Origin of the sequence: Dyella flava (genome assembly GCF_016904955.1) — a bacterium.
Classification (GTDB): domain Bacteria; phylum Pseudomonadota; class Gammaproteobacteria; order Xanthomonadales; family Rhodanobacteraceae; genus Dyella_B; species Dyella_B flava.
On the sequence record NZ_JADIKE010000037.1, the window covers coordinates 187,109 to 210,563 of the forward strand.

General features: G+C 62.1%; 23 protein-coding genes. 7 read left to right on the forward strand and 16 right to left on the reverse strand.

Going from position 1 to position 23,455, the window contains the following annotated elements; genetic code table 11:
- Positions 1–11 precede the first annotated feature (11 nt).
- The 5 genes from sufD to ISP19_RS14240 form a co-directional block, all read right to left on the reverse strand.
- Positions 12–1,325, reverse strand: a complete 1,314-nt coding sequence (sufD, locus tag ISP19_RS14220; RefSeq protein ID WP_204683075.1) for a Fe-S cluster assembly protein SufD — start codon at positions 1,323–1,325, stop codon at positions 12–14.
- Positions 1,322–2,086, reverse strand: coding sequence for a Fe-S cluster assembly ATPase SufC (gene sufC, locus ISP19_RS14225; RefSeq protein WP_204683076.1), 765 nt, complete (start codon positions 2,084–2,086; stop codon positions 1,322–1,324). The genes sufD and sufC overlap by 4 nt, the downstream gene beginning before the upstream one ends.
- A gap of 15 nt (positions 2,087–2,101) precedes the next feature.
- Positions 2,102–2,584 carry a lysozyme inhibitor LprI family protein gene (locus ISP19_RS14230; protein WP_239556850.1) on the reverse strand — a complete coding sequence of 161 codons (483 nt, stop codon included), beginning with the start codon at positions 2,582–2,584 and terminating at the stop codon, positions 2,102–2,104.
- A 187-nt stretch (positions 2,585–2,771) separates the two neighbouring features.
- On the reverse strand, positions 2,772–4,250 hold the full coding sequence (gene sufB, locus ISP19_RS14235; RefSeq protein WP_204683078.1) for a Fe-S cluster assembly protein SufB: 1,479 nt from the start codon (positions 4,248–4,250) through the stop codon (positions 2,772–2,774).
- Positions 4,247–4,708 carry an SUF system Fe-S cluster assembly regulator gene (locus ISP19_RS14240; protein ID WP_204683079.1) on the reverse strand — a complete coding sequence of 154 codons (462 nt, stop codon included), beginning with the start codon at positions 4,706–4,708 and terminating at the stop codon, positions 4,247–4,249. Before ISP19_RS14240 ends, sufB begins: the two co-directional genes overlap by 4 nt.
- Before the next feature lie 255 nt (positions 4,709–4,963).
- Between ISP19_RS14240 and ISP19_RS14245 the strand changes: the two genes are divergently transcribed.
- From ISP19_RS14245 to murU, 4 genes are all read left to right on the forward strand, one after another.
- A complete protein-coding gene (locus tag ISP19_RS14245; protein WP_188797670.1) occupies positions 4,964–5,302 on the forward strand; it encodes a P-II family nitrogen regulator in 339 nt (112 codons plus the stop codon).
- A 163-nt stretch (positions 5,303–5,465) separates the two neighbouring features.
- A complete protein-coding gene (locus ISP19_RS14250) occupies positions 5,466–6,776 on the forward strand; it encodes an ammonium transporter (RefSeq protein ID WP_239556826.1) in 1,311 nt (436 codons plus the stop codon).
- A gap of 109 nt (positions 6,777–6,885) precedes the next feature.
- Positions 6,886–7,899 (forward strand): aminoglycoside phosphotransferase family protein, encoded by a 1,014-nt coding sequence (locus ISP19_RS14255; protein WP_204683081.1) that lies wholly within the window; start codon positions 6,886–6,888, stop codon positions 7,897–7,899.
- Positions 7,896–8,588, forward strand: a complete 693-nt coding sequence (murU, locus tag ISP19_RS14260; RefSeq protein ID WP_204683082.1) for an N-acetylmuramate alpha-1-phosphate uridylyltransferase MurU — start codon at positions 7,896–7,898, stop codon at positions 8,586–8,588. Before ISP19_RS14255 ends, murU begins: the two co-directional genes overlap by 4 nt.
- A gap of 51 nt (positions 8,589–8,639) precedes the next feature.
- On the opposite strand, the gene motB is transcribed toward murU, so the two are convergent.
- The 11 genes from motB to ISP19_RS14315 all read right to left on the reverse strand — a co-directional run bounded on the left by motB (position 8,640) and on the right by ISP19_RS14315 (position 20,326).
- Positions 8,640–9,629, reverse strand: a complete 990-nt coding sequence (gene motB / locus ISP19_RS14265; RefSeq protein WP_204683083.1) for a flagellar motor protein MotB — start codon at positions 9,627–9,629, stop codon at positions 8,640–8,642.
- Complete coding sequence (motA, locus tag ISP19_RS14270; RefSeq protein ID WP_204683084.1) at positions 9,626–10,495, reverse strand: flagellar motor stator protein MotA; 870 nt, start codon at positions 10,493–10,495, stop codon at positions 9,626–9,628. The genes motB and motA overlap by 4 nt, the downstream gene beginning before the upstream one ends.
- Positions 10,496–10,739: 244 nt before the next feature.
- On the reverse strand, positions 10,740–11,705 hold the full coding sequence (secF, locus tag ISP19_RS14275) for a protein translocase subunit SecF (RefSeq protein ID WP_204683085.1): 966 nt from the start codon (positions 11,703–11,705) through the stop codon (positions 10,740–10,742).
- Between the two features lie 12 nt (positions 11,706–11,717).
- Entirely contained in the window at positions 11,718–13,610 is a 1,893-nt protein-coding gene (secD, locus tag ISP19_RS14280) for a protein translocase subunit SecD (RefSeq protein ID WP_204683086.1), read from the reverse strand.
- An 81-nt stretch (positions 13,611–13,691) separates the two neighbouring features.
- Positions 13,692–14,021, reverse strand: coding sequence for a preprotein translocase subunit YajC (gene yajC / locus ISP19_RS14285; protein WP_204683087.1), 330 nt, complete (start codon positions 14,019–14,021; stop codon positions 13,692–13,694).
- Positions 14,022–14,265: 244 nt separating this feature from the next.
- Positions 14,266–15,387 (reverse strand): tRNA guanosine(34) transglycosylase Tgt, encoded by a 1,122-nt coding sequence (gene tgt / locus ISP19_RS14290; protein ID WP_204683088.1) that lies wholly within the window; start codon positions 15,385–15,387, stop codon positions 14,266–14,268.
- 198 nt (positions 15,388–15,585) lie between these two features.
- Positions 15,586–16,617, reverse strand: coding sequence for a tRNA preQ1(34) S-adenosylmethionine ribosyltransferase-isomerase QueA (queA, locus tag ISP19_RS14295; protein WP_204683089.1), 1,032 nt, complete (start codon positions 16,615–16,617; stop codon positions 15,586–15,588).
- Positions 16,618–16,762: 145 nt separating this feature from the next.
- Positions 16,763–17,365 carry a response regulator transcription factor gene (locus tag ISP19_RS14300; protein WP_204683090.1) on the reverse strand — a complete coding sequence of 201 codons (603 nt, stop codon included), beginning with the start codon at positions 17,363–17,365 and terminating at the stop codon, positions 16,763–16,765.
- Positions 17,362–18,573 (reverse strand): sensor histidine kinase, encoded by a 1,212-nt coding sequence (locus ISP19_RS14305; RefSeq protein WP_204683091.1) that lies wholly within the window; start codon positions 18,571–18,573, stop codon positions 17,362–17,364. Before ISP19_RS14305 ends, ISP19_RS14300 begins: the two co-directional genes overlap by 4 nt.
- 38 nt (positions 18,574–18,611) lie before the next feature.
- Positions 18,612–19,409: an ABC transporter permease gene (locus ISP19_RS14310; protein WP_204683092.1), complete on the reverse strand. Its 798-nt coding sequence runs from the start codon at positions 19,407–19,409 to the stop codon at positions 18,612–18,614.
- A complete protein-coding gene (locus ISP19_RS14315; RefSeq protein ID WP_204683093.1) occupies positions 19,409–20,326 on the reverse strand; it encodes an ABC transporter ATP-binding protein in 918 nt (305 codons plus the stop codon). Before ISP19_RS14315 ends, ISP19_RS14310 begins: the two co-directional genes overlap by 1 nt.
- 272 nt (positions 20,327–20,598) lie before the next feature.
- Between ISP19_RS14315 and ISP19_RS14320 the strand changes: the two genes are divergently transcribed.
- From ISP19_RS14320 to upp, 3 genes are all read left to right on the forward strand, one after another.
- The gene (locus ISP19_RS14320) at positions 20,599–22,095 is read left to right on the forward strand and encodes an aminotransferase class III-fold pyridoxal phosphate-dependent enzyme (protein WP_204683094.1); all 1,497 of its coding nucleotides are present in this window, start codon (positions 20,599–20,601) and stop codon (positions 22,093–22,095) included.
- Between the two features lie 222 nt (positions 22,096–22,317).
- The gene (locus ISP19_RS14325; protein WP_204683095.1) at positions 22,318–22,635 is read left to right on the forward strand and encodes a PsiF family protein; all 318 of its coding nucleotides are present in this window, start codon (positions 22,318–22,320) and stop codon (positions 22,633–22,635) included.
- Positions 22,636–22,742: 107 nt separating this feature from the next.
- On the forward strand, positions 22,743–23,387 hold the full coding sequence (gene upp / locus ISP19_RS14330) for a uracil phosphoribosyltransferase (protein WP_204683096.1): 645 nt from the start codon (positions 22,743–22,745) through the stop codon (positions 23,385–23,387).
- The last annotated feature ends 68 nt before the right edge of the window (positions 23,388–23,455 follow it).

The window sequence follows — 23,455 nt, forward strand, 5'->3', positions numbered from 1 at the left end:
TCTTTGGTCTCTTAGGGCAGATGCGCAAGCAGCGCTTCAGAGAAATGGTCGCGCAGGGTTTCGTTCGGCAGCGAGGCGAATACCGCGCGACAGAACGCCGTCGTGAGCAAGGCACGCGCTTCCGCTTGCGGCAATCCGCGCGAGCGCAGGTAGAACAAGGCACGCTCGTCGAGCTGGCCGATGGTGGCACCGTGCGCGGCCTTGACCTCATCGGCGTAGATTTCCAGTTCCGGCTTGGTGTCGATCTCGGCCAGCGCGGACAACAGCAGGTTCTTGTTGTTGAGGCTGGCATCGGTGCCGTCGGCGCCTTCGGCCACCACGATCGCGCCACGGAATACGCCACGCGAACGCTCGTCGGCGACACCGCGCCAGATGGATTCCGAAGCGGTATTCAGGGCCTGATGGCGAATCGACAGCTGGGTATCGACATGCTGGCGACCGCGCAGCACGAACACGCCGCGCGTATCGAGGCGAGCCTCATCGCCGTGCAGTTCGGCGTGCAGATCGTGACGCACCAAGGCTCCGCCAAGCTCCAGTACATGCAGCGCTGCTTGCGACCTGGCGCCCAGGTGCAGGCTGCCATGACGAATCAGCGTGCTCTCTTCCGCCGCATTCTGGAGCAGCACGTGCTGCAAGCTGGCATCGTTCTGCAGCACGATATCGCTGACCAGCGTGCCCAGATGCTTGTGCGGCGTGTTGTAGAGATGATGTTCGACCAGGCCGAGCTTGGCGCCCTCACCCACTTCGATCACATTGCGCACATGCCAGGCGAGATCGCCCTGCGCCGGCGCACCGACAAAACAGATCTGCACGGGCTTGTTGATGCGCGCACCGGCCGCCACCCGCAGCACCACGCCATCGCCGGCCAGGGCCGCGTTGAGCCGGGCGAAGGCGTCGCCGGCCTCACGGTAATGGCGGCTGAGCGCGAAGCGCAGCGGTTCGGGATCCTGTTCAAGCACTTGCGAGAGCGGTTGCAGGCTGAGGCCGGCAGGAAGCGCTTCGAGCCGTGAAAGGTCTGCACGGAACACGCCGTTGACGAACACCAGCCGCGGTCCTTCCACACCGGGAAGGATCAGGGTGTGAGGATCGATACTGTGTGCCGTCGCCGCGGGATCACCCAAGGCAAAACGTCGCTGACCCAGCGCGCGCAGCGCGGTGTACTTCCACGCTTCCGCGCGCGTGTCCGGCAAGCCGCCAGCCACGAACGCCTCCAGATTCTCACGCCGCGCAGTATCCAGCCAGGCGCGCCCGCTGCCGGGCAGACGCAAGTTGGCGGCGTCGCGCAGTCCGTCGATAAAGGGCAACGGGACCGGGGACTGGCTCATGTACGCTCCTCAGCCGGATCGCGCTCGGCGACCCACGCATAGCCTTGTTCTTCCAGCTTCAGCGCCAGGGTCTTGTCACCGCTTTCGACAATGCGGCCGTCAGCCAGCACATGCACGAAATCCGGCTCGATGTAGTCGAGCAGGCGCTGATAGTGGGTGATGACCAGGAAGGCGCGATCGGGCGAACGCAGCGCGTTCACGCCTTGCGCCACCTGCTTGAGCGCATCGATGTCGAGGCCCGAGTCGGTTTCGTCGAGCATCGCCAGCTTCGGCTCCAGCACGGCCATCTGGAAAATCTCGTTGCGCTTCTTCTCGCCACCGGAGAAACCTTCGTTGACGGCGCGATGCAGCAGTTCGTCGGAGATCTGCATGATCTTCAGCTTTTCGCGCACCAGCTTGAGGAACTGCATGGAATCCAGTTCCGACTCACCACGCTGCTTGCGCTGCGCATTGAGCGCGGCACGCAGGAAGTAGGTGTTGTTCACGCCGGGAATTTCCACCGGATACTGGAAGGCCAGGAACACGCCGGCGGCGGCGCGTTCTTCCGGCTCCAGCGCCAGCAGGTCGCGGCCTTCGAAGATCACCGAGCCCGCGGTGACTTCGTAACCGTCGCGCCCGGACAGCACATTGCCCAGCGTCGATTTGCCGGCGCCGTTCGGCCCCATGATGGCGTGCACCTCACCCGGATTTACCGTGAGGTTGAGGCCCTTGAGGATGTCCTTGCCCTCGACGCGGGCGTGCAGGTTTTCGATCTTCAGCATGGGTAGTCAGTCACATCAAGGTTGATGGGGTACGACGGCGGGATGAGCCACCAGGTCTGCGCAGGGTGCGTTGTCGCGCTCGCCATAGGCATCGCCGCGCAGGTATTCACACAAGCGGGCCACTCGCTCGAATTCCAGGCCGGCCTGATAAAGATTGTGTGCCGTGGGATAGGCGGTACCGGCGGTGCCTGCGGCCTTATCCTGATCGGCGATGGCAAAACGTGCGGCGATATCCGCATCACGATAGGTCAGCCAGTTGCGCTGCGCCTGGCGCAGTTTCGCGCTCATGGACGGATAGGCGGCCCACTTCTTGAGCACGGCCTGGTAAGTCGCGTTGAGCTGGCGATCGGCATCGCCAAGCGCCTGGGCCGAACAGGCGTCCATCTGCATCTGCGTGTTGGCGTTGGCGCAGTAGTGATCGACGATTTGTTGGTTGGACAGGGGCTGCTCTGCGTGTGCTGATCCGATGACACCGAGAAGCAGCACGGCAAGGCCCATCTTCACGCACACACGCCCCCTCTCCCCTCCGGGGAGAGAGCTGGGGTGAGGGGTCGGGCTTGCCGTAACGGTGGTAATCATGGCGGATCGTGTTTGCTTTGCTTTTTGGGCGAAATAAGGGAGTTTCTCGCGAGGTTGGCCCCTCACCCCGACCCTCTCCCCGAAGGGGAGAGGGAGAAGTACCTGGTTAGCCGACGGCACCTTCCAGCGAGATCTCCAGCAGCTTCTTCGCCTCCACCGCAAATTCCATCGGCAGCTCGCGGAACACCTGCTTGCAGAAGCCGTCGACGATCATCGACACCGCGTCTTCTTCACTGATGCCGCGCGAGAGGCAATAGAAGAGCTGGTCGTCGGAGATCTTCGAGGTGGTGGCTTCGTGCTCGACGGTGGCGCTGGGGTTCTTCACTTCCATATACGGGAAGGTGTGTGCGCCGCAGCGCTTGCCGATCAGCAGCGAATCGCACTGGGTGTAGTTGCGCGCGCCTTCGGCGCCCTTCTCCATCTTCACCAGGCCGCGATAGCTGTTGGAACTGCGGCCGGCGCTGATGCCCTTGGACACGATCTTGGATTTGGTGCCCTTGCCGATGTGGATCATCTTGGTGCCGGTATCGGCCTGCTGGCGATGATGGGTGAGCGCGACCGAGTAGAACTCGCCCACCGAACGGTCACCGCGCAGCACGCAGCTGGGGTACTTCCAGGTGATGGCCGAACCGGTTTCCACCTGCGTCCAGGAAATCTTCGAGTCGTCGCCGCGGCAATCGCCACGCTTGGTGACGAAGTTGAAGATGCCGCCGCGGCCTTCCTCGTCGCCCGGATACCAGTTCTGCACCGTCGAATACTTGATGTTGGCTTTTTCCAGCGCAACCAGTTCCACCACGGCCGCGTGCAGCTGGTTTTCATCGCGCATCGGCGCGGTACAGCCTTCGAGGTAGGAAACGTAGGCGCCCTCTTCGGCGATGATCAGCGTGCGCTCGAACTGCCCGGTGTGGCCGGCGTTGATGCGGAAGTAGGTGGACAGCTCCATCGGGCAACGCACGCCCTTGGGGATAAACACGAACGAGCCGTCGGAGAACACGGCCGAGTTCAGTGCGGCGAAATAGTTGTCACCCACCGGCACCACGCTGCCGAGGTACTTCTGCACCAGTTCTGGATGTTCGCGGATGGCTTCGCTCATCGAGCAGAAGATCACGCCGACCTCGGCCAGCTCCTTGCGGAAGGTGGTGCCGACGGACACCGAGTCGAACACCGCATCCACTGCCACACCAGCCAGCTTGGCGCGCTCGTGCAGCGGCACGCCGAGCTTGTCGTAGGCTTCCAGCAGCTTGGGATCGACTTCGTCCAGCGATTTCGGCCGGTTCTTCGGCGAGGCGTAGTAGCTGATCGCCTGGAAATCGATCGGACCGATGTTGAGCTTGGCCCAATGCGGCGTCGGCATGGTCAGCCAATGGCGGTAGGCCTTCAGGCGCCACTCGGTCATCCACTCCGGCTCGCCCTTCAGCGCGGAAAGCTGGCGCACGATGTCTTCGGACAGGCCCGGCGGCAGGCTGTCGGTTTCGATCTCGGTAACGAAGCCGGCTTCGTAGCGACGGCCGAGTGCGGCGGCAACTTCGGCGTTGTCGCGCAGGGCGGTGCTATCGGTGTCGACAGTCGTGCTCTCAATGGTCATGGTGCGGTCCTGCTTTTCAAATCGGTATGCGCCACGCCAGCAGCTGGCGTGCGCACGTTGGGGTGCAGCATGTCGGCCAGGCTCATCGAGCGCAGTGCGTTATCCAGTACGTTGTTGATGTGTTGCCAGCTGCCGCGTACGCCGCATTGCGATATGCGATCGCAATGGCCATCGCTCAAGCTGCATTCGGTCATCCCCAGGGGCCCTTCCATCGCTTCCACGATCTCGGCGACGCTGATTGCGTCGGCCGGGCGCGCCAGGCGGTAACCGCCGTTGACGCCGCGGAAGGACTCCACCAGTCCGGCATGTCCCAGCAACTTCAGCAGCTTGCTGACGGTGGGCAATTCCAGATGGGTTTCTTCGGCAATTTGCGCTGTGCTGAGGACGTCGTCAGGGTGCGCGGCGATGCAGGTCATCACCACGGTGGCGTAATCCGTCAGTCGGCTGACACGGAACATGGGGAAGGCACCGCGTTAATCCAGACCGAAATGGTACAGATTAAGTCGGTCGGGGTCAACGCGGCGTAGGGTTCCATCGGCTGGTTATTGCACCATATTGGATCATCTAACGCACCAGCATGGACAAAAAACTATCTGCCGCAACTCGCCCTTCTCCTGCCGAGTGGCTTGGTGCTGCGGTTTCCCTGCGCTTCATGCGGGCTGGCACGCAATCTGCTGTGTTGCAACAAAACGTCCAATGGGGAGCCGCCGCGCATGAAATGGATCACCGCGATCATCAAACCCTTCACCCTGGACGATGTGCGCGAGGCACTGGGCGAGGCCGGGGTACAGGGCATGACCGTGACCGAAGTCAAAGGCTTCGGCCGCCAGCGCGGACACACCGAGCTGTATCGGGGCGCGGAGTACGTGGTCGACTTCCTGCCCAAGCTGAAGATCGAGCTGGCGGTGAGCGACGAGCAGGTTGAACTGGCGATCGAGGCGATTACCAAAGCGGCGCGTACCGGCAAAGTCGGCGACGGCAAGATTTTTGTGAGTGAGCTGGAGCAGGTGATTCGGATCCGGACGCAGGAGGTGGATGCCGATGCGCTGTGATGCCCACGATTTTCTCCCTCTCCCCTCCGGGGAGAGGGCCGGGGTGAGGGGCCAGCCTTGCGCTGACTCTCATTCGAAGTCTGCTTTGAATAACCCTTCTCGCGAGAGTGGCCCCTCACCCCAACCCTCTCCCCGGAGGGGAGAGGGAGCACGTCCTGGCAAGATGATGCTGCTGGTCCTGCTTGCGCTCTTCGCCCCCTCAGTTTTCGCACAAGCAACACCAGTCCCAACCCTCAACAGCGGCGACACCGCCTGGATGATCGTCGCGAGCGCGTTCGTGCTGATGATGACGATTCCCGGCGTCGCGCTGTTCTACGGCGGCATGGTGCGGGCAAAGAACCTGCTTTCGGTGATGATGCAGTGCCTGGCGATTACCTCGCTGGTGACGGTGTTGTGGATGATCTACGGCTACTCCATGGCGTTCAGCACGGATGGCATGCATGCCGGCGTCACCAACTGGCATTCGTTTATCGGCGCATTCGATCGCGTGATGCTGGCGGGGCTGACACCGGCCTCGCTGTATCAGACGGTGCCGGAAAGCGTGTATGTGATGTTCCAGCTTACTTTCGCCATCATCACGCCAGCCTTGATCATCGGTGCGTTTGCCGAGCGCATGAAGTTCAGCGCGATGCTGGTGTTTTCCGGCCTGTGGCTCACCTTTGTCTATCTGCCGATTGCGCACATGGTATGGAGTGGCCCGGGCTCGCTGCTGGGTGATCTGGGCGTGCTTGATTTCGCGGGCGGTACGGTAGTGCATATCAACGCAGGCATTGCCGGCCTGGTCGCGTGCCTGGTGCTGGGCAAACGCCGTGGTTATCCACACACGCACATGCCACCGCACAACCTGGGCTACACGGTGATCGGCGCGAGCATGCTGTGGCTGGGCTGGTTTGGTTTCAATGCAGGATCGGCCGTGGCGGCGAACGGCAACGCCGGCATGGCGATGCTGGTGACGCAGATTGCCACCGCGGCAGCAGCGATTGGCTGGGTGACGGTGGAGTGGATCGTGCACAAGCGTGCAAGCGTGCTGGGCATGGCTTCGGGCGCGGTGGCCGGATTGGTGGCCATAACGCCGGCCGCGGGAACGGCGGGTCCGGGCGGCGCCCTGATTCTCGGCTTCGTTGCCGGTGCGGTGTGCTTCTTCACTGCCACCCGCCTGAAGCACAAACTGGGTTATGACGACACGCTGGATGTGTTCGGCGTGCACGCCATCGCCGGCATCATCGGCGCACTGCTCACCGGCGTGTTCGCCGCGCCCAAGCTGGGCGGATTCGACAGCGCCGTGACCTCGCCACTGGCGCAGCTGTGGATTCAGTGCAAGGGCGTGGGTTTCACGATTGCGTGGAGCGGCGTGCTGAGCTGGGTGATTCTGAAGCTGGTGGATCTGACCATCGGGTTGCGTGTTAGCGCCGAGCAGGAGCAAGTCGGCCTGGATATCGCCGAACATGAGGAACGGGCGTACAACCTGTCTTGATGGTTCGCAGCTGTCGTCCCGGCTTTCGCCGGGATGACGGCAAGGCTGGAGTTGGGTGAACGGCCCCCACAGGCACTAAGCTATTCGAGTGTCCGCTTCGAACCCCCTCATGCAAAGCCTCAACGACCGCGCTGCCGCTCGCCTCGCCTGGACGCGAGCCAGCCTTGGCAACGATTCGCTCATCCTGGAACCGGCCTCGGCCGACGCGAGTTTTCGCAGCTACTGGCGCACGCATCACGACGGCCGCAGTTGGATCGTGATGGATTCACCACCCGCGCAAGAAGATCCGCGCCCGTGGCTGAAGATCGGTGAACAACTCGCCGCCGCGGGCCTGCATGTGCCGGCGGTGTACGACAAGGATCTCGAACAGGGTTTTCTGCTGATCGAGGACCTGGGTTCGCGTTTGTATCTGCCGGCGTTGAATGAAAGCTCGGCCGATGCGCTGTATGGCGACGCGATGGACGCCCTGCTGCGCATGCAGCGCAGCATGGATTACCGCGAGCTGCCACCCTTCGACCGCGATGTATTGGTCCGTGGCCTGGAGATCATGCCCGAGTGGTTCCTCGGCCGGCATCTCGGCCACGCGCCGGACTGCGGTGAGTGGGATGTGCTGGAGGCAGCGTTCGGCCTGATCGTGCGCAATGCGCTGGAACAGCCGCGCTGTTTCGTGCATCGCGATTTTCACAGTCGCAACCTGCTGATCACCGATCACAACAATCCAGGCATCATCGATTTTCAGGGCGCCCTCGCCGGCCCCATCACCTACGATCTCGCTTCGTTATTGCGCGATGGCTATATCGCCTGGCCGCGCACGCGCGTCGAGGCATGGGTGGAGCAGTACCGGGGCAAACTCATCGATGCACGACTGATTGATGCCGGCGTCGATCAGCAGCAGTTTTTGCGCTGGTTCGATCTGACCGGCCTGCATCGTCACATCCGGGTACTCGGGCAGTTTTACCGTCTCTGGTATCGCGATGGAAAACCCGGCTATCTGGCCGATGTGCCGCGGGTTTATCACTACGTAGTGTCTGTCGCGCGCAGCTATCCAGAGCTGTCGGCCCTGGCCGACTTGATCGAAGCTCATGCGCAAGACCGCGATTTGACCAAGGTGGCGGGCGCATGAGGCACGCTTTGATCTTTGCGGCGGGATTAGGTGAGCGCATGCGCCCGCTTACCGATCACACGCCGAAACCCTTGCTGACCGTTCAAGGCAAACCGCTGATCGCGTGGCATCTGGAAAAGCTGGCCGCGATCGGCGTGCATTATGTGGTGATCAACACCTCGCACCTGGCCGAGCAGTTTCCGGAAGCACTCGGCGATGGTTCGCGCTGGGGCCTGCGCATTCGTTACGCCTACGAAGGCCCTACGCCGCTGGAAACCGGCGGCGGCATGCTCAATGCCCTGCCCCTGCTTGGTCCGGAACCGTTTATCGTCGTCAGCGGCGATGTGTGGACCGATGCGGATTTCGGTGCCTTGCCGAAAGAGCCCGTCGGCGTCGCGCATCTGCTGCTGGTGGACAATCAGCCGCACCATCCGCACGGCGATTTCGCGCTGGACGACCGGGGCTTTTTGCGTAATGAAGGCGCAGCGAGGCTGACCTACAGCGGCATCGGCGTCTATCGCCGGGAATTTCTACATGGATGGCAGTCGCTGATCGAACCCGACCAGGATGCGCACGACAAACCACCGCGCTTCAAAATCAGACCGCTACTGGAAACTGCGATTGCGCAAAGCGCTGTGACCGGCAGCCATCACCACGGTACATGGACCGACGTCGGCACACCCGAGCGACTGGCTTCGCTCAATCGGTGACAACGGCGCATGCCGAGGCTTGTCCCGAACTTCATACGGGATAAGCCAGTACTACTGAGCGGCCTGTATCGACAAGCCAGGCATATTGGAGCGCCCGCTCGTGTTGAGTGGCGCTACCGACGCAGACGTATTTGCTGTGGGAGGCGGCGCCACTGCCTGGCCATCTGCCTCCTCTTGTGACATCGCGGCATCCTGCGCCTGCTTGGTCATCAAGATGATGCTGATGCGCCGATTGATCGGATTGCTGGGATTGGCCTTGTCAAACGGCACTGCTGCCGCAAGGCCAACCACACGTGCAACTTTTTCCTCCGACAAGCCACCATCCAGCAAGGCACGCCGGGCCGCATTCGCGCGGTCGGCGGAAAGCTCCCAGTTGCTGTAGCTGTTGTTGGTGCCGTATGGCGCGTCGTCGGTGTGACCGGAGATGCTGATGTTGTTCGGTGCCTCGTTGATGAAACCTGCCAGTTCGTGAAGAATGCCGACCGTGTACGGCTCAAGCGTGGCACTGCCGGTATCGAACATCGGCCGGTTCTGCTTGTCGACGATCTGGATGCGCAAACCTTCCGGCGTGATATCCAGCAGCAATTGATCCTTGAACGGCTCCAGCGCCTGGCTCTTCTCGATGGCGGCGTGCAGTTGCTGCATCAGGTTTTCCAGCCGCGCCTTTTCCTGCTCACGCGCCAGCTTTTCCACATCCGCTGCGCTATCGCGTGAAGACCGCCGATCCTTGCCCGCACCATGCGCGATGTCCATCGCGCCACCCAGCTTGATCATGCTGTCGCTGGCGCCGCCCGGGCCGACCTTGCCCGGCGGCGCCATGGGCGCGTTGCCGGGGGTCATACTGGGATTCTTGAAGTATTCGGCGATGGCGGCCCGCTGCTGCTTGGTGCCCACGCCGATCAGCCACATCACCAGGAAGAACGCCATCATCGCGGTGACGAAGTCGGCATAGGCCACCTTCCACGCGCCGCCGTGATGGCCATACTTCCTGCGCCGTCCACGGCGGACGACGATCAACGGCTCCGATTCGTTCTCGCTCACGCCGGGGCCCCGGCACGAGAACCCTTGAGATGGTCTTCGAAATCCTGGAAGTTCGGCCGCGATTGCGGCGACAGGGTCTTGCGCGCGAACTCCACCGACACTTTCGGGTTATAGCCGCGCAGGGAAGCCAGCAAGGCCACCTTGACACATTCGAACGCACGGCCATCTTCGCGCACACGATTTTCCATCGCGGCACCCAGCGGGCCGATAAAACCATAGCAAAGCAGGATGCCCAGGAACGTACCGACCAAGGCACCGGCAATGTGTTCGCCGATCTGCGAGGTATCACCGCCCAATTGCGACATGGTGGTAACGATGCCAAGCACCGCCGCGACAATCCCGAAACCAGGCATCGCATCGGCCATCTTCGTCACCGCCAGCGCGGGTGCCTCGGCCTCTTGCTGGTGCGTTTCCAGTTCCACTTCCAACAACTGTTCCAGCTCGTGCGGATTCATGCTGCCGCCAATCATCAGACGCAGACAATCGGTAATGAACTCGATCAGGTGGTGCTCCTTCACCAGGCGCGGGTAGGCGCTGAACACCGGGCTCGCCTGTGGATCTTCGATATGCGACTCCAGCCCCATCAGGCCCTGTTTGCGCATCAGGCTGAAGATGTCGTACAGCAGCGCCAGCAGATCGACGTAATCCTGCTTGCGATATTTCGGTCCTTTGAACAAGGCCAGGATGTTGCGAAACGCGCCCTTCACGATCTCGGATGGATTGGCGGAAAGGAACGCACCTACCGAGCCGCCACCGATGATCATCAGTTCACAGGGTTGCCACAGGGCAAGAATGTGGCCGTGCGCGAGCACATAACCGCCGAATACGCAGCACAGCACAACCAATGATCCGATCAGGACAAGCATGTGGACTCCCAGCCAGGACATGATGTCCTAGTTAGGCTTATCGACCGGGCGGGGATGAAGTTGAGGCTGGAAAATACAACGCGTTATTACGGCCAACGCCTTCACACTTTGCGGTCAGAAGTGACCCGCAACGTCACCTGTGTTGTTGACGTAACGATGAGGCAAACCGGTTATTCCTTGCCAAGCAGAAAACAAAATGGCCCGGATATCCGGGCCATTTTGCTATCACATATGTGAAGACGTATTACGGACGGCGCGCCAGCTCCGGATTTTCCTTGGTCACCGGCATCAGGTCCTTCTTCGATACACCCAGCCACAGCAGGATCGGGCTGGCCACGAAGATCGAGGAAAGCGTACCGACCAGAATGCCGATCAGCATGGTGATCGCAAAGCCGTGCACGGTCGGGCCGCCGAAGAAATACAGCGCGGCCATGGCGATGCTGGTGAACAGCGAGGTGATGATGGTTCGCGACAGCGTGCTGTTGATCGAGCGGTTGAGCACTTCTTCCGGATCGGCCTTGCGCGAGGAGCGGAACAGTTCGCGAATACGGTCGAACACCACCACCTTGTCGTTGATCGAATAGCCGATCACCGCCAGCACGGAAGCCAGCACGGTGAGGTCAAACTCGCGCTGTACCAGCGAGATCACGCCCAGCGTGACCAGTACGTCGTGCACTTCGGTGGCCAGCGCGGCGACCGCAAAGCGGCGTTCGAAACGAATCCACAGATACACGCCGATGCCGATGATCACGAAGATTGCCGCGGTGACACCGTCGCTGCGCAGTTGCTCGCCCACCTGCGGGCCGACAAACTCCTTGCCCGCAATCTTGGCGTCGGGACGTGGAGCTTGCAGCGCCTTGGCGACGTCGTTGACGATCAGGTCCAGGTTGGGCGACTTGCCTTCCGGCACCGTGTAATGACTGTCGTCCTTCGGCTGGAAGCGGATCGATACCTGGCGGGTGCCGCCCACGCTCTGCACGACAGCATTCTCGATACCGCCCTTGTCCAGGGCGCTACGCACATCCTCCACCGAGACTGGTTTGTCATAGGTGGTTTCGATGCTGACACCGCCGGTGAAATCCAGTCCGTAGTTCAGGCCGCGCGTGGCGAGCAGCGCCACGGAGGCAATCATCAGCAGGATGGCGATACCGATGCTGACCTTGCGCAGGCCGAGGAAGTGGACGTTGCTGTTATGGCTGAAAATTTCCATGTCGTTCCCCGATTACACCGACAGCGTCTTGAGCTTGCGCCCGTGGTGGATCAGCGCCGTGATCGCGTGGGTCACCGTGACCGAGGTAAACATCGAGGTCAGGATACCGATAAGCAGCGTGACGCCGAAGCCCTTGATCGGGCCCGAGCCCATCGTGGTCAGCGCCAGCGCGGCGATAAGGTGGGTGACGTTGGCGTCGAGAATGGTGGCCCAGGCCTTTTCGTAGCCGGCGCGGATCGCCGCCAGCGGCGTGGAGCCGTTACGCAATTCCTCGCGCACGCGTTCGCAGATCAGCACGTTGGCGTCGATCGCCATACCGAGCGTCAGCACGATACCGGCGATACCCGGCATGGTCAGCGTCACGCCGATCATCGACATCACCGCGACCAGGATCACCAGGTTGAAGAACAGCGCCACGTCGGCCACCAGACCGAACAGCTTGTAGTAGATCGCAGCGGCCACCAGCACCAGGCCCAGGCCGAGCAACACCGCCTTCAGGCCTTTGTCGATGTTGTCCTGACCGAGGCTGGGACCGATCACGCCTTCCTGCACGATGTCCATCGAAGCGGCGAGCGAACCACCCTTCAGCAGCAGGGCCAGCTCGGATGCTTCTTTCGAACTACCCAGGCCGGTGGTCTGGAACTTGTTGCTGAAGACGCCGTTGATAGTGGCGTAGTTGATGACGGTATAGGTGGTCTTGGGCGTGCGCACTTCCTTGCCGTCGACGATCTTGGTATCGACAACGCGTTCCACATACACCACCGCCATCGGCTTGCCGACGTTGTCGCGGGTAAATTCAAGCATTTTCGCAGCGCCCGCCGAGTTCAGCGTCACGTTCACGCTGGGCGAACCGGTCTGCTGATCATTGCCGGAGGAGGCATCGACCAGCTCGTCGCCGGTGGCGATGATGCTCTTGCTGACCAGGTACGGTTCACCGCGACGGCCGTAGTACAGGTGCGCATCCGGCGGAACATTGCCGGTCTTCACCGCATCCTGCACGGCAGGATCACGTGCGTCGCCCAAGCCCGCCACATATTCCAGCGTCGCCGTGGCGCCGATCACTTTCTTCGCTTCGGCGGGATCCTGCACGCCGGCGAGTTCAACCGAAATATGGTCTTCGCCTTGCGCCTGGATCACCGGTTCGGACACGCCCAGCGCGTTAATGCGGTTGCTCAGCGTGGCAAGATTCTGGCGAATGGCGCTGGTGGCCAACAAACGCAGCTGGTTCGGCTTGATCGACGCATTAAGTATGTAGCGATTGCCGGTATTGGCGCCGTCCGTGACGCTGAGGTCGGTGTATTCGGTGGCGATGGCGTCGCTGGCGGTGGAACGATCCGCCGCGGAATCCAGTACCACGTTGACGCCCTGGCCGCGGACGGGATCACGCGCCACGGAAATAAACGGGATCTTCTTGTCCTTGAGCAGCGAGGTGATGTCCTGGGTGTAGCGAATCTCCTGCTTGTCGACCACATCGTTCTGATCGACCGCCATCAGGAAGCGCACGCCGCCCTGCAAGTCCAGACCCAGCGGCATCGGACGGCCGCCGATCGCACTGAGCCAGCCCGGCACCGTCGATTGCAGGTTGTACGCCGCCGTGTAGTCATCGCCCAGCACCGGCTTCAGCGCGTCGGCCGCGGCCTTCTGCTGATCCCCGTTGGCGAAACCGATCAGGATGGAATCACCACGACTCACATCGTGTTTGATGTTCGCATCGAGGTAAGCAATCTTGGCGGCCTGCAGCGCGGCAGTCACTTTCTGCTCCAAGGCCTGATCGATCACGGCATTGTGCGTGGCCGAGACCTGCACCGCGGGCTTTGGCAGATACAAGTTCGGCAGCCCGTACAAAGTGCCGAGCACCAGTACGACGGCGACCAGAAAGTATTTCCAGCGTGGAAAATCACTCATGCCTTGCATCCATAAAAGCCGCAGCACCGGGCCGCGGGGTAACTTGAATTAATGGGAAAATCCATCCGCGCGACAGATGGATCAGGACGACTTCAGCGTGCCCTTGGGCAGCACCTGCTGGACCGCACTTTTCTGCAGCTTGATCTTCACGTTCGGCGCGATCTCCACCGTGATAAAGGTCTCGCCCACCTCTTCAACCCGGCCGGCGATGCCGCCGTTGCTGACCACTTCATCACCCTTGGCCAGATTGGACACCATCTGGCGGTGTTCCTTCTGCCGCTTCATCTGCGGACGCATGATCATGAAATACATCACGCCGAACAGCACGATCATCATGATCAGCATGGAAAGACCGCCACCAGCAGCACCCGGCGCAGCCTGCGCCAGCACGATATTCGTCGAAAGATTCATCAGCTTGTCCCGCAAGTTACGGCCGCAGCAAGAGTTTTTGCCGCACGCCCAATAAAAGACCTTGGATTATGCCATGAGTGATGGCTGTTTGCGTTCGCCCTGCCCCCGACCCGATCGGGAAATGGGATGAGGGACCAGCCTCGTCGTACGTTTCCGGCTTTGTCTACAAGGAAAGGCCAAAAGTTCAGCGCGGCGGCCATATCCCCGCAGGGCTGCCCCTCACCCCAGCCCGGGGTGAGAAAGGCTATCCGGCACCCTGCCTGCGGGCATAGAACCTGGTCACGAAATCGTCGAGCGCCCCCGCCGCGATCGACTCGCGCAGGCCTGCCATCAGTTGCTGGTAGTGGTGCAGGTTATGGATGGTGGCCAGCTGGCTGCCAAGGATCTCGTTGCAGCGATCCAGGTGCCGCAGATAGGCGCGGCTGAAGCCGTTGCGGCAGGCATAGCACTCGCAGCCCTCCTCGATCACCCGCGTGTCGTTGGCGAACTTGGCGTTGCGAATGCGCAGCGTGCCTTCGGCGGTGAACAGGAAACCGTTGCGCGCGTTGCGGGTAGGCATCACGCAATCGAACATGTCGATGCCGCGCCGCACCGCTTCGACGATGTCTTCCGGACGTCCCACGCCCATCAGATAGCGCGGGCGATCCTGCGGCAGCAAGGGCACGGTGAAATCCAGCGTGTGATTGCGTTCGGCTTCGGGCTCGCCCACCGCCAGGCCACCCACCGCATAGCCGTCGAAGCCGATCTGGATCAGTCCCTCGGCCGAACGGCGGCGCAGGTTTTCATACACGCTGCCCTGCACGATGCCGAACAGCGCATTCGGATTGTTTAGATCATCGAAGGCGCGGCGTGAGCGTTCGGCCCAACGCAGGCTCAGCTCCATCGATTCCGACGCCACTTTTTCCGTGGCCGGATAAGGCGTGCATTCGTCGAAGATCATCGCGATATCCGAATCCAGCACAGTCTGGATCCGCATCGACTCCTCCGGTGACAAGAACACCTTGGAGCCATCCACCGGCGAGGCGAAGGCCACGCCCTGCTCGGTGATCTTGCGCTTGTGCGCCAGCGAGAACACCTGGAAACCACCAGAGTCGGTGAGGATGGGCTTGTTCCAGCCGATAAAGCGATGCAGCCCGCCGAACTCCCCGACGACCTCCAGGCCCGGGCGCAGAAACAGGTGAAAGGTGTTGCCCAGGATAATCTCCGCGCCTACTTCAAGGAGGTCGCGGGGAGTCATGGCCTTGACCGAGCCGTACGTGCCGACCGGCATGAAGGCCGGGGTTTCCACGGTACCGCGATCAAAGGTAAGGCGTCCGCGGCGGGCAGCGCCGTCGGTGGCCAGGAGGTCGAAATGCATGGCAGTCATTCGCCCATTATCGCATTCCTGGCTAGATCTCCCCTATGGGGCAAGCTCGCGACAACCGTAGTTTGGCGCGCTGCTTCGCTTGAAATCCGAGGCGAGGGTGCCCCCTCACCTCAGTCCCCAGATCAAGTCCGGGCCAGGCTCTCTCCTCGCTTCTCAGAGCCGAGCCCCCCCGGAGGGGAGAGGAAGAAAGGCGTGTGATCAAAGCCCCTGCGGCAAGATCAGCATCGCATCGCCATACGAGAAGAACCGATAACGCTGCTTTACCGCATGTTGATATGCGCCAAGGATGTACTCGCGCCCCGCCAGCGCCGATACCAGCATCAGCAAGGTCGACTGCGGCAGATGGAAGTTGGTGATCAAGCCGTCAATGCTGGTGATGCGATAACCCGGGAAGATGAAGATCTGTGTTTCGCCGGCAAACGGTCGCAACACGCTGTCCACGGTGGCGCTTTCCAGTGCGCGCACTACGGTCGTGCCTACGGCGATCACCCGGCCGCCAGCGCGGCGCGTACGATGGATCTGATCCACCAGCCCCGCGCCGACATTCAACCACTCGCGATGCATCTGATGGTGGGAGAGATCCTCGCTGCGTACAGGCTGGAACGTACCGGCGCCCACGTGCAAGGTGACGTAGCCGAAATCCACGCCCTTGTCGCGCAATTGCTTCAGCAAGGCATCGTCGAAATGCAGACCGGCGGTGGGCGCGGCGACCGCGCCGGGCTCGCGTGCGTAGACCGTCTGATAGCGCTCCATGTCGCTGGCATCGGCATGCCGCGAGATGTACGGCGGCAACGGCATTTCGCCCAAGCGCATCAGCAGACGTTCCAGCGGCTCCGGCGATTCGAAGCGCAGGCGGAAAAAGCTCTCATCGCGGCCAAGCACCGTGGCATGGCTGCCATCGGCCAGCACGATCACCGTACCCGGACGCGGTTTCTTGCTGACGCCGAGCTGCACGATCGCTTCGTGCGTACCGGTTACGCGTTCGATCAGGATCTCCACTGCCCCGCCGCTCGGCTTGTTGCCATACAACCGCGCGGGCAACACCCGCGTGTCGTTGAATACCAGCAGATCACCCTTGCGCAGGAACGAAGGCAAGTCACGAAACATCCGGTCCTGCCAGGTACGCACCGGCACGTCCAGCAGCAGCAGACGGCTGGCGCTGCGCTGAGACAGTGGCGTCTGCGCGATCAGCTCGGGTGGCAGGTCGAAATGGAAGTCGGACTTTTTCACTGCGGGAGGCCAGGGTCGAATGGCGCATTATCGCGCAAAGACGAGCACCGGGCCCGGCAGCTTGACCAACTGCCAGAGCGCTCAGGCCGCAAATGAAGTCATCGTCATATCGAACATCAATATGCTCGAGGACAACTCATTCCGATTAAAGCCACCCTTTCTGCCGCGCCAGGCGATACGCCTCGATACGGTTGCCCGCACCCAGCTTGCCGATGGCTTCGGAAAGATAATTACGCACCGTGCCATGTGACAGATTGAGCTTGGTCGCGATATCGCTCGCCGATTGTCCTTCGCCGGCCAGGCGCAGTACTTGCCGTTCGCGATCATTGAGCGGATCGGCTTCCGACCATGCCTCCAGTGCCAGCTGTGGATCGATCGAGCGGCCACCGCGATGCACGGTGCGCAACGCTTCGGCGAGATTTTCAGCCGGCGCATCTTTCAGCAGATAACCGGATACGCCTGCATCCAGCGCACGCCGCAAGAAGCCAGGACGCGCAAAGGTGGTGACGATGATCGACTTCACCGGCAGCTCATACCGTTGTATGCGCTGCACCAGTTCCAGGCCGGTGATGCCGGGCATTTCGATATCAGTGACCAGCACATCCGGTTTCAGGCGCTGCACTTCACGCCATGCTGTTTCGCCGTCGGGGGCAGAACCGAGCACTTCGATATCCGACTCGAGATTCAGCAGCGCCGACAAGGCACCGCGCACCATCGCCTGATCTTCGGCCAGCAGGACGCGGATCATGCGGCGCCCCGCGCAAGATCGGTCGGCTCGTCGTGCGCAGGCGATGAAGCTTGCTGCGCCCAGCGTTGCCTTGCGCCAAGCGGAACGCTGATGTTGAGCCGGGTGCCGCGCTTGGGTGGCGAGTCGATCGAAAACGTTCCGCCCAAGGCTTTGATGCGCTCGCGCATGCCGTTGATGCCGTTGCCCTCGGCGCTTTGTCCGCCACGCCCGTTGTCGCAAATCTGCATATCGAGTTTTTCCGCTGTGAAATCGAACCGCACATTCGCCTCCGTCGCGCCAGCGTGCCGATGGATATTCGTTACGGCTTCGCGAATCACCAGGGCCAGGCCGCGCTCCACATCCACCGGCAGGGATGACGGCAGCTGGCCGTAATCCAGACGCACCGCCGAGGACTCCAGCAGCAAGCGTGCGGAGGCCAGTTCGGCGGCAAGGTCGGTGGCGCGAATGCCGGTGACTGCTGCACGCACTTCCGCCAGCGCATGGCGCGCCACGCTTTCCGCTTCTTCCAATTCGCGCCGTGCGGTGTCGGGATCGCGGTCGAACAGCTTGCGCGACAGCTCAAGCTTGAGCGTGATCAGCGACAAGGTGTGGCCAAGCAGATCATGCAGATCGCGGCCGATACGTTCACGCTCCGCCGTGGCCGCGAGTCGGCGCACTTCATCCTGCGACAGTTTCAGCGCGGCATTTTTCTTTGATGCATTGATGCCGACGTTAACGACGGTGGTGATCACGGCCACCATCGCAATCAGATAGGCAATGACCTGCCACGGCATCCGGTCCACCGATGCGACCACTGCAAACAGCACGCACATGGCGACCAGGTTCAGCAGATACCGGCGCCAGCCGCATACGCCGGCACGCAGCATCACGCAGGCATAAATGGCATAGCACCCACCCGTACCGCCATCGAATGTCAGGGTGATGTAACCAAGCAGGGCGATGCACCATGCGTAGCGAAGTACTGAACGCTGCGGGCGAACAATGCATAGCGCATAAAGGAGCGTAAAGATCGGATAGGTCACCCCTGTGATGACCGCCCACTTGAGCGTGAAGCCCTTGTCGTCCATCAACGGGCCGAAAAAAATCCAGATCGACCACAGCAGGTGGACGGCATCGATCCACGGGTTATGGCCCTTGCGGATGTTCTCGGCCGCTTCCGAATCCGGCGTCGGCCTCAGCCATGCAGGCACGGGGAGGGAGAGAGACATGATCAGCGGCTCCGGACTGCGTCAGCGAGCATCCTACGTCAACCGTAACGACGCAGGCGACGTGTGGCGATGACAAAAAACACTGCTGTGAAACCCAGCAACACCAGCAGGTCCGCGGATGCCGTCCCGTGCTGCATGCCCAGCACGGCCAGGCCTAGCTGATGCAGGTGATAGCTCGGCCAGACCGGCGCCAGCTGCTGCAAGGCCTTGGGCAGTTGGTTCAGCGGCACCCACAGCCCCGACAGGAAGGACATCGGCAGATAGAGCAGGTTGAGCGCGCCCGGCGCACCCTGCCCCTTGATCAGCGTGCCAACCAGCATGCCAAGCGCGCAGAACGGCAACACGCCCAACACGCCCATCAACACCAGCAGACTTGCTTGCCGCACGGTAAGCGCCACATGCGCCAGGCCCAGGCCCATCGCCAGCAACAACAGGATCACTACCGCGGCAGCCAGCATCGCCATCAGCATCTTGCCGAGCAGATACGCACCGGGCGGCATCGGCAAGGCGCGCTTGTACGTCAACAGGCCGCCGTCGCGTTCCAGCGCCAGCGATACGCCGAAGCCGAACAGCCCCGGACTCATGACACCGAACACGCCGTAGCTGACCAGCAGATAGCGCGCGACATCCGGGCCTTCGGATTTGCTCAGCACGATGCCGAACAGCAGATAGAACATGGTTGGAAACAGCAGAATCGGCAGCATGAAGCTCGGGTTGCGCATGTAGCGCAGGCATTCGCTGCGCGCTTCGGCAACATAAGCGCCGAGCACGCGCCGAAACGGCATGCTGGTAACCACCGGGGTATTCGATGCAGTACTGATCGACACAGCGTTCATTACGCGGCCTCCTGTTCGATCGCCGGTTCGTCGCGGGTGAGTTCCGTAAAGGCTTCGGCCAGACCGGCACGCTGCACCTCGAGTTCGCTCAAGGCAGCGTCGGCATCGAGCAGACGGCGCAGCACGCTTTCCGCAGCGCTGGTGCTGATGCGCAAGCGCCCTCCATCGCGCTCGGCGACGGCGACTTGCGGCCAGTTCGCCACCGTCGCGGCATCCAGATCCGTGACACAGCGGATACGCGTGAGCGGTACCTGTGCACGCAAGGCATCGACGCTGCCTTCGCTCAATACACGTCCTTTGCCCATCACCACCACGCGTTGCGCCAGCGCTTCGGCTTCTTCGAGGTAGTGGGTGGTCAACACCACGGAACAGCCTTCGGCGACCAGGGCGCGCATCGCGGCCCAAAGCTTCTGGCGCGCGTCGATATCCATGCCGACGGTCGGCTCGTCCAGAAACACCAGTTCCGGCCGGCCGCACAGTGCGAGCGCAAACTGCACGCGCCGCTGCTGCCCGCCCGACAGCTTGCCGTAAGGTCGCTGCAGCAGGTCACCGATCCCGGCCAGGGCGGCACTTTCTTGCAAGGGGCGCGGATTCGGGTAGTAGCTGGCCACCAGGCGCAACAGCTCGGTCACCCGCAAGGTGATCGGCAACATCGCCGACTGCAGCATCACGCCGATGCGCCGACGTGCGTCGATCTGCTGCGGATCTCGGCCAAACAGCTCCGCGCGGCCGCCATCGGGGCGGATCAGGCCTAACAATAAACTGATGCTGGTGCTTTTTCCGGCCCCATTGGGACCCAGAACCGCGAGCAATTCGCCGCGGTGCAACACAAGATCAACCCCGTCCAGCGCGGTCAGTGGGCCGTAGCGCTTCACGGCAGCGGAGAGGCGGGCGACGACATCGGAAGTGGCGGGCATAGGGGTTCCTCCTTGCACTGCAGCGTAGGTTCCGCAAGGGGCCTAGCCCAGTTGCCGGCGTCAGCCGATGGAGATGACAAGCGTCATCCGGGGTTCCGGCAGCCCCTGCCCACGGGTTATCCTGATGGGCATACGCCGGTGGTTCCCCACACTCGGCGGGTGCGAGCGGGCGCATGGCCCGCGGGCCTTCGGCGCCTTCACGCACGCAATATATCTGTCGGCCTGCTTTGCGCTGGGTGCGAGGCGCTGACAAGAGTTCGAGGAGAGTAGTCATGGGTGTGATCGATCAGCTGCGCGAACTGCGCGAATTTGGCGGCAAGCCGCGGACCACTGGCCTGGATGACGCCACTATCGAGCGGATGGCCGCGCTGGATCCGCAACTGGGCAAAGCCATTACCGAAGCCGTTGCGCGGCACCGTGAACTGCGCACCGAATTGGACGATTTCCTCAAGCTGGGTGAAGCCGAACAGCTGTCGCAAGTGTTGGCCGGTTTCGTCAACTTCTATCCGGATGATGCGATCAACCCCTATCTGCCGGCTGCTGCGCGCGGCCCGTGGATCGTCACGCTGAAGGGCGCGGTGGTCCACGACAACGGCGGCTACGGCATGCTCGGTTTTGGACACAACAACGAAGCGATCGATGCCGCGTTGTCGCGCCCGCAGGTGATGGCCAACGTGATGACGCCGAGCGTGTCGCAGATGCTTTTCACCAAGGCGATGCATCGCGAACTGGGTCGTAACCGTGGCGCCAATCCGTATGTGCAATACCTCGCGCTGAATTCAGGTTCGGAATCGGTCGGCCTCGCCTGCCGTATCGCCGACGTGAACGCCAAGCTGATGACCGACGCCGGTGGCCGTTATGCCGGTCGCACGATCAAGCGCGTCGCGGTAAAGGGCGCGTTCCACGGCCGCACCGACAAGCCGGCGCTGTATTCGGATTCCTCGCGCCGCACCTATCAGCAGCATCTGGCGAGCTATCGCCATGAAGACACGCTGCTGACGGTCGCCCCGTACGACATCGTGCAATTGGAAGCGGTATTTGCCGACGCCGATCGCCACGGCTGGTTCGTCGAAGCGCTGTTCCTGGAACCGGTGATGGGTGAAGGCGATCCGGGTCGCGCGGTCACGCCGGCGTTCTACCAGGCCGCGCGCGAACTGACCGAAGCACACGGCTCCTTGTTGTTGGTCGATTCGATCCAGGCGGGTCTGCGTGCGCATGGCGTGCTGTCGATCACCGACTATCCCGGCTTCGAAAAGCTGGCGCCGCCGGATATGGAAACCTTCTCCAAGGCGCTCAATGCAGGCCAATATCCGCTGTCGGTGCTGGCCGTGACCGAACGCACCGCCAACCTGTATCGCAAGGGCATCTACGGCAACACCATGACGGCCAACCCGCGCGCACTCGATGTCGCGCTGGCCACACTCGATCAGCTCACCGATGAGGTGCGCACGAATATCCGTGTCCGCGGCAAGGAATTCGTCGACAAACTCAATGCGCTGAAAGACGAACTCGGCGGCCTGATCACCAAGGTGCAAGGCACGGGCTTGCTGTTCTCGTGCGAACTGGCTCCGCAGTTCAAGTGCTACGGCGCGGGTTCGACCGAGGAATATCTGCGCGAGCGCGGCGTCGGCGTGATCCACGGTGGTGCGAATTCGCTGCGCTTCACCCCGCACTTCAAGATCACCAGTGCCGAAGTGGACATGGTGATCGCGCACGTGCGCCATGCGCTGCTGGAAGGTCCGCGCAAGAGCGAAGCGCGGGCAGCCTGAGGGTTTCTTCCTCTCCCTGGAGAGGATCGAGATGCGGGGCAACCATGCGGTTGCCTCCCATCCATCCCGCTTCGGATCAGCATCCGCGCAAGATTCCCGCCTGCCCAAGCCCTCGCCCCAACGGGGAGAGGGCTTTATCCGCAATAGCTTTCCCCTGCTCATACCCGGGCATAGACTGCCCCCGCCGGCGCAACGCCGGTGATCACTTCAGGAGGAAGCATCATGTCCATGCGTTTCAGCCTGCTCACCGCCGGTGCAGTCCTGGCCCTCGCGACCACTACCGCCTTCGCTGCACCGCAGAGCTCATCCAGCACGACGGGGCATTCCACCAAGCTGGGCCAATGCAGTCACGCCAACGCCGGCAAGACTGGCGCCGACTACAAGAGCGCCGTCGCCAACTGCATGAAGGGTGACAACAGCGCGGCGGCCACCCCAAAGAAGACCCCGCAGCAGAAGATGGCCGATTGCAGCCATGCCGCGAAGGGCAAGACCGGCGACGACTACAAGAGCGCCGTCAGCAACTGCATGAAAGGCCCCTGAGCCAGGCACTGCATATAAAGCGCCGATTCCAAGGGCGTCGCCAGGCTGGCGGCGCCCTTTTCGTTTGCCGCTATGCTTGCCGCATCCCTTTGGGAACAGCCCGCCCGATGAAGATCGTCGAAGTCCGCCATCCCCTGATCCAGCACAAGCTCGGCCTGATGCGCCGGGCCGGTATCAGCACCAAGGAATTCCGTGAACTGGCCTCGGAAGTCGGCTCGCTACTGACTTACGAAGCCACCAAAGACCTGGAAACCGTCGAAGCGCAGATCGAAGGCTGGGCCGGTCCGGTGCGCGTGCGGCAAATCAAAGGCAAGAAGATCACCATCGTGCCGATCCTGCGCGCCGGGTTGGGCATGCTGCCGGGCGTGCTGGAACTGATTCCGGCGGCGAAAGTCAGCGTGGTCGGCCTGCAGCGCGATGAAGAAACACTGCAACCCATCGCCTATTACGAAAAGCTCACCGGCCGCATGGACGAGCGCATCGCCCTGATCGTCGATCCCATGCTCGCCACTGCCGGCACCCTGATTGCCACGGTAGAGATGCTCAAAGCCGCAGGATGCAAGCGCATCAAGGGGCTGTTCCTGGTGGCGGCGCCGGAAGGGCTCAAGCGCATCGAAGCCACTCATCCGGATGTCGAGATCTATACCGCATCGATTGATGAGCGGCTCAATGAGCACGGCTACATCCTGCCGGGGCTGGGGGATGCGGGGGACAAGATTTTCGGGACGAAGCAGTTGCCGGCGGTGGAGTAACGGCTTTCCCTTCTGCCCTTCGGGGAGAAGAGCCTGCCCCGGACGTGATCCGGGGTGGCCCGTAGGGT